This window comes from uncultured Stenotrophomonas sp., from assembly GCF_963519125.1.
Lineage (GTDB): Bacteria > Pseudomonadota > Gammaproteobacteria > Xanthomonadales > Xanthomonadaceae > Stenotrophomonas.
The window spans coordinates 12,448-21,273 of the sequence record NZ_CAUQLJ010000025.1 but is presented as its reverse complement, the minus strand read 5'-3'; the positions used below and the strand labels follow the sequence as shown (position 1 = coordinate 21,273).

Sequence of the window (8,826 nt, the reverse complement as noted above, 5' to 3'; positions counted from 1 at the left end):
TCCAGTTCGGTTTTGTTCAGCCGTTCACCACGATCTTAGAACGTTGGAATTTTGTTAATGGCGACCATGACGGCTTCCGAAGAACCTCTGGTGCGGTTGGACAACGTGCGAATCGATCGCGGCGGTCGCGCCATCCTGCGCGACGTTTCGCTGTCGGTACCGCGTGGCAGCATCACCGCCGTGCTCGGTCCGTCCGGCAGCGGCAAGTCGACGCTGCTCGCGGCGCTGACCGGCGAACTGCGCCCGGTGGCCGGCAGCGTGACCCTGTTCGGTCGGCCTATTCCCACCGGCAGCAGCGCCCTGCGCGCGATGCGCCGCAGCGTGGGCGTGCTGCTGCAGGGCAATGGCCTGCTCACCGACCTGACCGTAGCCGAGAACGTGGCCCTGCCGCTGCGCACCCATACGAAGCTGCCGGCCGCGGTGCTGGACCGCCTGGTCAACATGAAGTTGCACGCGGTCGGCCTGCTGGCAGCGGCCGACGCCTGGCCGCGCGAGCTGTCCGGCGGCATGGCGCGCCGGGTGGCGCTGGCCCGCGCGCTGGCGCTGGACCCGCCGCTGATGATCTACGACGAACCGCTGACCGGGCTCGACCCGATCGCCAGCGGCGTGATCATGAGCCTGATCCAGCGGCTCAACCACAGCCTGGGCCTGACCAGCATCATCGTCAGCCACCATGTGCATGAAACCCTGCCGATCTGCGACCAGGTGATTGCAATCGCCAATGGCGGCGTGGTGTTCCAGGGCAGCCCGGCCGCGCTCGAGTCCAGCCAGGACCCGCTGCTGCGCCAGTTCCTGCACGGGCAGCCGGACGGCCCGATCCCGTTCGATGCCGCGCCCCGCGCGAAGGTGGCCTGATGCCGTTCGTTGAAAGCACCCGTTCGCTCGGCCGGGCCGGCCTGTTCTCGCTGACCGTGCTGCGCGGCTCGCTGCCGACCCGCGACTTCCTGGCCGAGCTGACCCGCGAGATCTACAAGATCGGCGCGCGTTCGCTGCCGATCATCGCCGTGGGCGGTGCGTTCGTAGGCCTGGTCCTGACCCTGCAGGGCTATCGCACGCTGACCACGTTCGGCGCCGCCGATGCGCTGTCCACGCTGTTGGGCCTGTCGCTGTACCGCGAGCTGGCACCGGTGCTGACCGCGCTGCTTTTCATCGGCCGCGCCGGCAGCTCGATCGCCGCCGAATTGGGGCTGATGCGCGCCACCGACCAGATCAAGGCGCTGGAGCTGATGGCGATCGATCCGGTCGCCAAGGTGGTGGCGCCGCGCTTCTGGGCGGCAGTGCTGACCGTGCCGCTGTTGACCGGCATTTTCTGCTCGCTGGCGATCAGCGCCAGCTACTTCGAGGCCGTGCATGTGCTCGGCCTGGACAATGGCGTGTTCTGGTCGGCGCTGAGCAACAGCGTGGACTTCCGGGACGACTTCGGCGTGGCAATGCTGAAGTCGGCCATCTTCGGCGGTACCGCCGCGCTGGTCGCTTCGTACGTGGGCTTCCACGCCGAGCCGACCATCGAAGGCACCTCGGTGGCCACCACGCGCGCGGTAGTAAATGCTTCGCTGCTGGTGCTGATGTTCAACTTCGTGCTGTCGGCGATGCTGTTCCGCTGACGCCCTGACGCTCTTCAAATACGGTGATATGAACATGGCCATCCGCGGTCCCAGACTCGAATTTTCCGTCGGCGCTTTCCTGCTGCTGGCGCTGGCCTCGCTGCTGGTGCTGGCGATGGCGTCCACCAACCAGCGCTGGGGGTTCGGCAGCGAAGGCTATGAACTGAAAGCCCGCTTCACCCAGATCGGCCAGCTGCGCAAGCAGGCGCCGGTCAAGATCGGCGGCGTGGTGGTGGGCCAGGTAGGCGATATCGACCTGGACCCGACCCGCTTCGATTCGATCGTGACGCTGAAGCTGGATCCGAAGTTCAAGGACCTGCCCGCCGACACCTCCGCCGGCATATTCACCAGCGGTTTGCTTGGCGAAAGCTATATCGGTCTGCAGCCGGGTGGTGATCCGGACGTGCTGAAGTCCGGCGACGAGATCGTCTTCACCCAACCGGCCGTGGACCTGATCCAGATGGTTGGCAAGTACATGTTCAGTGGCCCCGGCAATGCCGGCGCCGCTTCCCAGGATGCTCCCGGCGCAGCCGCGCCGGCAACGGAACCGCAGAAATGAAAAAGACCCTGATTCCGGCGCTGCTCGCTTCGGCCCTGCTCGCCACCCTGCCCTCGCTGTCCTTTGCCCAGCCGACCCAGGCGGCGGCGGCAGCCACCCAGAGCGCGGCCGGCAAGACCGTGCTGGATGCCAGCTCGCGCATCCTCGCCACGCTGCAGCAGCGCCGCGCCGAGTTCACCAAGAACCCGACCGCGCTGCGCAGCTACATCGACAGCGAACTCAACCGCACCTTCGACCGCGATTACGCGGCCCGCCTGGTGCTGGGCGCCAACGCGCGCGGCGCCTCCGACGCGGACGTGAAGCTGTTCGCCGACGCCATGGCCGACAACCTGATGCAGCGGTACGGCTCGGCGCTGCTGACCATCCAGGGCAACCCGACCTTCCAGTTCAAGGGCGAAGCACCGCTGCCGGGCAACCGCGGCGTGAAGGTATCCACCGAGCTGAAGCGCTCCGGCAGCGAAACCACCCCGGTCGAGTACATGATGCGCAACGTCAACGGCCAGTGGAAAATCTTCGATGTGACCATCGAAGGCATTTCCTACGTGCAGACCTTCCGCACCCAGTTCGACGCGCCGCTGCGCCAGAAGGGCATCCAGGAAGTGGCCAAGGAACTGCGTACCGGTTCCATGCAGGCCGGGCCGGCAGGCAATGGCAAGTAACAGCGCCAGCGCGCGGATCGACGGTTCGCGCGTCCTGCTCGACGGCGTGCTCGACCGCGACGCCGTGGTGGCGTTGTGGTCGAAGCTGAAGGACCTGCCCGACAACGTGCTGCAGCTGGACCTGAACGCAGTCACGCGGGTGGACAGCGCCGGCCTGGCGCTGTTGGCCGAACTGGCTGCGCGCGCGCGCGACGACGGGCGTACGCTGGTGGTCCATGGCAGCCCTGCCGGTTTCAACGAACTCAGCGCCGCTTACCGGCTGGCGCCGTCCCTGGATTTCAATGCCCTTACTGCCGCGAGCTGACATGAACGTCGTACGCACTGCCTCCCTTCTCCTGCTGGCCTTGGCGCTCAGCGCCTGCGCGGCCAAGCCGGCCCGCGACAGTGCACCGGCCAGCGTCGCCGTGGCACCCGCTGCGGCGACCGATGTTGCGGCCCCGGTGGCCGACGGTGTTGCTTCAGAGCCCGCATCGGCCCCGGCTACGGTCGCTGCACCGGTCGCAACCACGTCCGACGCCGCTGCTGCCGATGGGACTGCACCGACTGCCGCCGGCGCAGCACCGACCGGCGCCGAAGATGATTTCGCAGCGCTCTACGGCGGCCCGACGCCCAACGCCGACGGCGCCGAGGCGTCGACCTCGGCCTACGACCCGTGGGAAGGCTTCAACCGCCGCGTGCATGCCTTCAACAACGTGGTCGACCGCGCCATCGCACGTCCGCTGGCGACCGCCTACACCAACGTGGTGCCGCGCTTCGCACGGACCGGTGTCAGCAACTTCTTCAGCAACCTGCGTGCGCCGGTGACCATCACCAACCAGCTGCTGCAGGGTCGCCCGGGCGACGCCTGGGACAGCCTGGGGCGGTTCATCATCAACACGACGGTGGGCATCGGCGGCCTCTGGGACCCGGCCAGCGCGGGGCAGGTGCCGCGTCGCAGCGAGGACTTTGGCCAGACCCTGGGTGCCTGGGGCTGGCGCAGCTCGCGCTATGTAGAGTTGCCGTTCTTCGGCCCGCGTACCGTGCGCGACGTGTTCGGCCTGGCCGGCGACATCCCGCTCTCGCCGATCCGGACCATCGAGCAGGACAACATCCGCATCCCGCTGCAGGGCTTGCAGCTGGTGGACATGCGCTCGCAGCTGCTGGCGTTGGACGACATCCGCGACAACGCCGTGGATGAGTACGCGCTGACCCGCGATGCCTGGCTGCAGCGCCGCAACTACCAGATCGTGAACGACCTGCGCGGTCCCCGCGAACGCGGCAAGGATGCAGACGACACCGCCCCGATCCCGGTCGACGCGATGCCGATGCCCAACTGGGGCAATTGACCGAAAAAAGAACCCCGCTCACGCGGGGTTTTTTTTCAATCAATTGCCTTCGCATGCCGCCTTAACCCCGCGCCGTTGGCGCGCCCCCTTCAACAAGAAGGGGGCTCTCCTCCAGCGGATGCGCCTCACTCGGCCAACGCGTCTTCGATCGCGGCGAGCAGGCGCGGGTCGTTGGCCGGGACGTCGGGGGCGAAGCGGGCGATCACCTGGCCGTCGCGGCCGACCAGGAACTTCTCGAAGTTCCACAGCACGCCCGGGGCCGGGTTGACCACCAGGTCGGGGTACTTGGCGACCGCGCCCTGCAGCTTTTCGCGCATCGGGCCTTCGCCGGTGGCGACCGGCTGGGCCTGGGTGAGCTGCTGGTACAGCGGATGGATGTCGTCGCCGGCCACGCTGACCTTGGCGAACATCGGGAAGCTGACGTTGTATTCCAGCTGGCAGAACTGCTGGATCTCCGCTTCGCTGCCCGGCTCCTGGGCGAGGAAGTTGTTGGCCGGGAAACCCAGCACTTCCAGGCCTGCAGCCTGCTTGTCGGCGTACAGGGCCTGCAGGCCTTCGTACTGCGGGGTCAGGCCGCACTTGGAAGCCACGTTGACCACCAGCAGCACCTTGCCGCGGTAGTCGGCGAGGGCGCTGGGCTGGCCTTCGATGGTGGAGACGGGAATGTCGTAGACGGTCTGGCTCACGGGTGATCCTGTGCAGTGTGGAAGGGGCACATGGAATATGTGCCCCGGAAAGGCGAAATCAATCGACGCAGATCGTGCCCTGGGCTACACCACCGTCGATGCGCTGGCGGCAGCCGAAGTTCTGGCTGACGTCGGTCTGGCAGATGCCGGTGGTTGTGGTGCCTGCTGCAATCTCCGTCTCACCGTTTGCCAGGCACTGCCCGGTGCAGTCCGACTTGGCGCTGCAGGTCTTGCCGGCGTCTGCATAGGGCACGACGCACTGCACGCGCTGCAGCCGACCGAGCGGCTTGAGTTCGCCACCCGAAGCCGCGCACGACGCCGCTTCGGCAGTTGCATCACCTGCAGGCGCAGGTGCGGCGCGGTCGGTTCCCGGCGCGGTACTGCAGCCGGCCAGCATCAACAACAAGGAGAGCATCACGGTCAGGCGCATCGACTATTTCCTGGCAGGTAAGAGCATGGCCGCACACTGTAGCAACTGCCGATGTCAGTCCTGCGTGGTGGCTGCGTCGTCTGCGGGCTCATCCTCATCCGGTGCACCCAGGCCGATGCCGCCCAGCAGCTGCTCGGTCTGCTCGCTGCCCAGCGACTCAACGCCGCGCAGGCGTCGCTCGATGGTACGCGTCTTGCGGCTCGCCTCGCCCAGGCTCTTGCCGACGGTGCTGATCTGCTTCTCGGCTTTTTCCAGGATGCCGGCAAACTTGCCGAACTCGCTCTTGACCGCACCCAGCAGGCTCCACACTTCGCTGGAGCGCTGTTCGATGGCGAGTGTACGGAAGCCCATCTGCAGGCTGTTGAGCAGTGCGGTGACCGTGGTCGGCCCGGCCACCACGACGCGGTGTTCGCGCTGCAGCAGGTCGACCAGGCCCGGGCGCCGGATGACTTCGGCATACAGCCCTTCGGTCGGCAGGAACATCACCGCGAAGTCGGTGGTGTGCGGCGGCACGATGTACTTGTCGCAGATCGACTTGGCCTGGATGCGGATCGCGCGTTCCAGCTGCGCGCCCTGCACGCGTACGCCGTCGACATCGCCCTGCTCCTGCGCATCGAGCAGGCGTTCGTAGTCTTCGCGTGGGAACTTGGAGTCGATCGGCAGCCACACCGGCGTGTCTTCGTGGCCGCGCCCGGGCAGGCGCACCGCGATGTCGACCATTTCGCCGCTGTCCGGACGTACCTTTACGCCACGTGCGTACTGCTCCTGGGTGAGAGTCTGCTCCAGGATGTTGTCGAGCTGCACCTCGCCCCAGCTGCCGCGGTTCTTGACGTTGGTCAGCACGCGCTTGAGGTCGCCCACGCCGGTGGCCAGCTGCTGCATTTCGCCGAGGCCTCGCTGCACCTGTTCCAGGCGGTCGGACACCAGCTGGAACGACGCGCCCAGGCGCGCTTCAAGGGTGGTCTGCAGCTTCTCGTCCACGGTGACGCGCATCTGGTCGAGCTTCTCGGCGTTGTCGCTCTGCAGATTCTTCAGCTGCTGCTCCAGCGTGGCTCGCATTTCGCCGATGCGCAGTTCGTTGCGCTGGGTCATGTCCTGCAGGCGCTGGCCCAGCGACTCGGCCGAACGTTGCTGGGTCACGGCCGCTTCCTCGCGCGCCTTGCGCGCGTCTTCGCCCAGCGCGTCGCGCAGCAGGTCCAGACGCTGGTCGGTACGCGTGGACAGGTCGGTCAGCGCGCGCGCGAACGATTCCAGCCGGGCATCCTGCTGCCGGCCCAGCCCTTCCAGCTGCTCGCGCAGCTCGCTGCGCCCTGTCCGGGCTTCTTCGCGCAGGGACTGCTCAAGCTCGCCATGGTTGGAACGCCGCAGCAGTGACACCAGCTGCAGCACGAGGACGGCACACAGCAGGCCGCCGAGGATGAGGAATTCAGGTTGCATGGCGGAAGTGTAGGCCGAGCCGGTCTCATTCGCTGAGCCAGCCCGGCCGCAGGTGCCGCTGCTGCGCTCAGAAGCCTTCCAGCACCAGCTTGCCGACCGCCCGGTGGGATTCGATCAGGGCGTGCGCGCGACGCAGGTTGGCCGCGTCGATGCGCCCGTAGTTTTCGCCCAGGGTGGTACGCAGCACGCCGGCATCGACGAGGTCGGCGACCCGGTTGAGCAGGTCGTGCTGGCGCTGCAGGTCAGGGGTGCCGAAGCTGGAGCGGGTGAACATCGACTCCCAGTGCAGCGACAGGCTCTTGCGCTTGAGCGCCATCACATCGAGCTGGCCGGGATCGTCGATCAGGGCCAGGTGGCCCTGCGGGGCCAGTGCGCTGACGATCTGCGCGTAGTGCTGATCGGTGTGGGTCAGGCTGGCCACGTGGCTGACGCTCTCGAACCCGATCCGGGCCAGGCCTTCGGCCAGCGGCTGGCTGTGGTCGATCACATGGTGCGCGCCGAGTGCGTACACCCAGTCCTGGCTGTCCGGCCGCGAGGCGGTGCCGATAACGGTCAGCCGGGTCAGCTGGCGCGCCAGCTGCACCAGGATCGAGCCCACCCCGCCGGCCGCGCCGATCACGAGGAGGGTCTGGCCCTCGCCACCGCCTTCGGCAACGCGCAGGCGGTCGAACAGCAGTTCCCAGGCGGTGATCGCGGTCAGCGGCAGCGCAGCGGCGGCGGCATCGTCCAGGCGGGCCGGCTTGCGGCCAACAATGCGCTCGTCCACCAGCTGGTACTCGGCGTTGCTGCCGGGACGGTTGATATCCCCCGCGTAGAAGACGGCGTCGCCGGGCTGGAACAGGGTCACGTCGCTGCCCACCGCATCGACGACGCCGACCGCGTCCCAGCCCAGCACGCGCGGCTCGGACACGGCCGCGCCCTTGCGCACCTTGGTGTCGACCGGGTTGACCGAGATCGCCCGCACCTGCACGCGCAGGTCGCGCGGACCGGGTGTGGGCACCGCCAGGTCGATGTCGACCAGGGCGGCCGGGTCGGTGATGGGCAGGCCGTGCTGGGTATAGGCGATGGCTTTCATGGGGAAGTCCTTGGGTAAGGCGCTCAGGGTGGCGCGGCCGGGCCCCTTCGGAAAGGCGCAGAATGCAGCAGCACTTTCACTGCTGGAATGAAAATGGTCCGTTTCGAGGATCTGCATCTGTTCGCCCGTACCGCCGCGCTCGGCAGCTTCTCCAATGCAGCGCGCGAGGCCGATCTGCTGCCCGGCCAGGTAGCAGCCGCCGTCGCCCGGCTCGAGCGCGAACTGGACTTGCGCCTGTTCGTACGCTCCACCCGCAGCCTGCGCCTGACCGCCGAAGGCGTGCTGTACCTGCCCTACGCGCAGGACATGCTCGCTACCCTGCACGAAGGCCAGGCCCGGGTGCGCGGCGACGAGGCCGAGCTGCACGGCGTGCTGCAGGTGGCGGCACCGTCGGACCTGGGCCGCAACGTGCTGCTGCCCTGGCTGACCGAGTTCCGCGCGGCGCACCCCAAGCTGCAGCTGCGCCTGCTGCTCTCCGACCAGGTCGCCGACGTGTTCCGCGACCCGGTGGATATCGCCTTCCGGCTGGGTCGCTTCGATACTGCCAGCTACGTAGCGCTGCCATTGCTGCCCGGTAACCGGCGCGTGCTGGTGGCGTCGCCCGGTTACCTGGAGCGGCATGGCACGCCCACCGAGCTGGATGCATTGAAGGACCACCACTGCCTGGTCTACCAGCTGGCCGGGCGCCCGTATGACCGCTGGAGCTTCGAACAGGACGGCCGGCGCGTGGTGGTACCCGTGCGCGGCCCGCTGGTATGCGACGACGCCGACGTGGTGCGGCGCTGGGCGGTGGCCGGCGAAGGGATCGTGTTCAAGTCGTGGCTGGATGTGTGCGACGACGTGCGCGCCGGGCGCCTGCAGGTGCTGATGGGGGGCACAGGCGACAGCCTGCCGCTCAATCTGGTGTGCCCGCACCGCAAGCAGTTTTCGCCGGCAATCCGCCAGCTGCATGCGTTGTGCGTGCAGCGTCTTGCGCCGATGCTGGCGGATCTGCCCGGGCACGCCACGTAGCGCTGTCCCGGCGGCGCCCGGTAGCCGACAATGGCGCCCC

The 8,826-nt window shown here is 67.8% G+C and carries 11 protein-coding genes; 7 read left to right on the top strand and 4 right to left on the bottom strand.

All coding sequences use genetic code 11. The features are described 5' to 3' along the window. Positions 1 to 66 precede the first annotated feature (66 nt). From RYM47_RS17025 to RYM47_RS17000, 6 genes are read left to right on the top strand one after another with little or no spacing between them, the layout of a single operon-like run. Positions 67 to 855, top strand: a complete 789-nt coding sequence (locus RYM47_RS17025; protein WP_315389449.1) for an ATP-binding cassette domain-containing protein — start codon at positions 67 to 69, stop codon at positions 853 to 855. Beyond that, complete coding sequence (locus RYM47_RS17020; RefSeq protein WP_070208301.1) at positions 855 to 1,604, top strand: MlaE family lipid ABC transporter permease subunit; 750 nt, start codon at positions 855 to 857, stop codon at positions 1,602 to 1,604. The genes RYM47_RS17025 and RYM47_RS17020 overlap by 1 nt, the downstream gene beginning before the upstream one ends. Positions 1,605 to 1,638: 34 nt before the next feature. Continuing rightward, complete coding sequence (mlaD, locus tag RYM47_RS17015; protein WP_070208321.1) at positions 1,639 to 2,163, top strand: outer membrane lipid asymmetry maintenance protein MlaD; 525 nt, start codon at positions 1,639 to 1,641, stop codon at positions 2,161 to 2,163. Then, positions 2,160 to 2,822, top strand: a complete 663-nt coding sequence (locus RYM47_RS17010) for an ABC transporter substrate-binding protein (RefSeq protein WP_315389445.1) — start codon at positions 2,160 to 2,162, stop codon at positions 2,820 to 2,822. The genes mlaD and RYM47_RS17010 overlap by 4 nt, the downstream gene beginning before the upstream one ends. Beyond that, complete coding sequence (locus RYM47_RS17005; protein ID WP_315389444.1) at positions 2,812 to 3,126, top strand: STAS domain-containing protein; 315 nt, start codon at positions 2,812 to 2,814, stop codon at positions 3,124 to 3,126. Before RYM47_RS17010 ends, RYM47_RS17005 begins: the two co-directional genes overlap by 11 nt. A gap of 1 nt (position 3,127) precedes the next feature. Next, positions 3,128 to 4,147, top strand: coding sequence for a VacJ family lipoprotein (locus RYM47_RS17000; RefSeq protein WP_315389442.1), 1,020 nt, complete (start codon positions 3,128 to 3,130; stop codon positions 4,145 to 4,147). A 125-nt stretch (positions 4,148 to 4,272) separates the two neighbouring features. Here RYM47_RS17000 and RYM47_RS16995 read toward each other — a convergent pair whose 3' ends face one another. The 4 genes from RYM47_RS16995 to RYM47_RS16980 form a co-directional block, all read right to left on the bottom strand. Continuing rightward, positions 4,273 to 4,833 (bottom strand): glutathione peroxidase, encoded by a 561-nt coding sequence (locus tag RYM47_RS16995; protein WP_315389440.1) that lies wholly within the window; start codon positions 4,831 to 4,833, stop codon positions 4,273 to 4,275. 58 nt (positions 4,834 to 4,891) lie between these two features. Further along, positions 4,892 to 5,263 carry a hypothetical protein gene (locus RYM47_RS16990; RefSeq protein WP_315389438.1) on the bottom strand — a complete coding sequence of 124 codons (372 nt, stop codon included), beginning with the start codon at positions 5,261 to 5,263 and terminating at the stop codon, positions 4,892 to 4,894. 54 nt (positions 5,264 to 5,317) lie between these two features. Then, positions 5,318 to 6,700: a DNA recombination protein RmuC gene (locus RYM47_RS16985; RefSeq protein ID WP_315389436.1), complete on the bottom strand. Its 1,383-nt coding sequence runs from the start codon at positions 6,698 to 6,700 to the stop codon at positions 5,318 to 5,320. Positions 6,701 to 6,767: 67 nt separating this feature from the next. Next, positions 6,768 to 7,775, bottom strand: coding sequence for a zinc-binding alcohol dehydrogenase family protein (locus RYM47_RS16980; protein WP_315389435.1), 1,008 nt, complete (start codon positions 7,773 to 7,775; stop codon positions 6,768 to 6,770). An 87-nt stretch (positions 7,776 to 7,862) separates the two neighbouring features. On the opposite strand from RYM47_RS16980, the gene RYM47_RS16975 reads away from it, so the two are divergent. Next, positions 7,863 to 8,786 carry a LysR family transcriptional regulator gene (locus tag RYM47_RS16975; protein WP_315389433.1) on the top strand — a complete coding sequence of 308 codons (924 nt, stop codon included), beginning with the start codon at positions 7,863 to 7,865 and terminating at the stop codon, positions 8,784 to 8,786. Positions 8,787 to 8,826: the final 40 nt, after the last annotated feature.

Coding starts and splice junctions, on each gene's coding strand:
- RYM47_RS17025 (WP_315389449.1), top strand. CDS start 67: ATGACGGCTTCCGAAGAACCTCTGGTGCGGTTGGACAACGTGCGAATC.
- RYM47_RS17020 (WP_070208301.1), top strand. CDS start 855: ATGCCGTTCGTTGAAAGCACCCGTTCGCTCGGCCGGGCCGGCCTGTTC.
- mlaD (WP_070208321.1), top strand. CDS start 1,639: ATGGCCATCCGCGGTCCCAGACTCGAATTTTCCGTCGGCGCTTTCCTG.
- RYM47_RS17010 (WP_315389445.1), top strand. CDS start 2,160: ATGAAAAAGACCCTGATTCCGGCGCTGCTCGCTTCGGCCCTGCTCGCC.
- RYM47_RS17005 (WP_315389444.1), top strand. CDS start 2,812: ATGGCAAGTAACAGCGCCAGCGCGCGGATCGACGGTTCGCGCGTCCTG.
- RYM47_RS17000 (WP_315389442.1), top strand. CDS start 3,128: ATGAACGTCGTACGCACTGCCTCCCTTCTCCTGCTGGCCTTGGCGCTC.
- RYM47_RS16990 (WP_315389438.1), bottom strand. CDS start 5,263: ATGCGCCTGACCGTGATGCTCTCCTTGTTGTTGATGCTGGCCGGCTGC.
- RYM47_RS16985 (WP_315389436.1), bottom strand. CDS start 6,700: ATGCAACCTGAATTCCTCATCCTCGGCGGCCTGCTGTGTGCCGTCCTC.
- RYM47_RS16980 (WP_315389435.1), bottom strand. CDS start 7,775: ATGAAAGCCATCGCCTATACCCAGCACGGCCTGCCCATCACCGACCCG.
- RYM47_RS16975 (WP_315389433.1), top strand. CDS start 7,863: ATGAAAATGGTCCGTTTCGAGGATCTGCATCTGTTCGCCCGTACCGCC.